Below are 1,130 nucleotides of genomic sequence, written 5' to 3' on the forward strand. Positions count from 1 at the left end.
CTAGTGACCTGAGTCAGAGATTCTCTGGCAGTATGCGGCGACTTTGTCGAGGATGTCGTCGGCGGTCTTGGTCCACACGAACGGGCGGGGTTGCTCGTTCCAGTCTGTGAGCCAGGCGCGGATGTCGCGTTCGAGGGCTTGGACAGAGCGGTGGATGCCGCGGCGGAGTTTCTTGGCGGTCAGCTCGGCGAACCACCGCTCGACCAGGTTCAGCCATGAGGATCCGGTCGGGGTGAAGTGCAGGTGGAATCGTGGATGTGCCACGAGCCACTGCTTGATGGCCGGTGTCTTGTGGGTGGCGTAGTTGTCCAGGATGAGGTGCACCTCCAGGCCGGTTGGCACTTGGCTGTCGAGCTTGGCCAGGAACTTCTTGAACTCGGCCGCGCGGTGTCGGCGGTGGAGGGAGCCGATGACCTTTCCGGTGGCCGCGTCCAGGGCAGCGAACAGGGTGGTGGTGCCCGCGCGCACGTAGTCGTGGCTGCGGCGTTCGGGCACCCCGGGCATCATCGGCAGCACCGGCTGAGACCGGTCCAGGGCCTGGATCTGGGACTTCTCATCCACACACAGCACCAGGGCCCGCTCCGGCGGGTCGAGATACAGGCCCACCACATCGCGGACCTTGTCGATGAAGAGTGGATCGGTACTGAGCTTGAAGGTCTGGGACCGGTGGGGAGCCAGCGCGAAGGCCCGCCAGATCCGCGAGATCGCCGACTGCGACATTCCCGTGGCGGCGGCCATGGACCGGGTCGACCAGTGGGTGGCGTTCTTCGGCCGCTCCTCCAGCGTTTTGACGATGACGCGTTCCACATCCGCGTCGCTGATCTTGCGTGGGACACCGGGACGGGGCTCGTCACCCAGCCCGTCCAGACCCTGGTCCAGGAAGCGGCGTCGCCAGGTGCGGACCGTGTCCGGTGCCACCCCCAGCCGACGGGACACCGCCATGATCGAGTGCCCCTCGGCACACTCCAGCACGATCCGCGCCCGCTGGGCCAACGCCTGGGCGGTGGACCGCCGACGCACCCACCCCTCGAGCACAGCCCGCTGGACATCGGTCAACGACAACGGCGGGATCTTCGGTCCAGGACGCGTCACAACCAACCAACGACAAATCTCTGACTCAGGTCACTAGG

The 1,130-nt window shown here is 66.2% G+C and carries 1 protein-coding gene; it reads right to left on the reverse strand.

Annotated elements, in window-relative coordinates; all coding sequences use genetic code 11:
• Positions 1-1,092 (reverse strand): IS630 family transposase, encoded by a 1,092-nt coding sequence (locus J5X86_RS50145; RefSeq protein ID WP_208523229.1) that lies wholly within the window; start codon positions 1,090-1,092, stop codon positions 1-3.
• Positions 1,093-1,130: the final 38 nt, after the last annotated feature.

It is taken from the genome of Streptomyces sp. NEAU-YJ-81 (assembly GCF_017592595.1).
Lineage (GTDB): Bacteria > Actinomycetota > Actinomycetes > Streptomycetales > Streptomycetaceae > Streptomyces > Streptomyces hygroscopicus_B.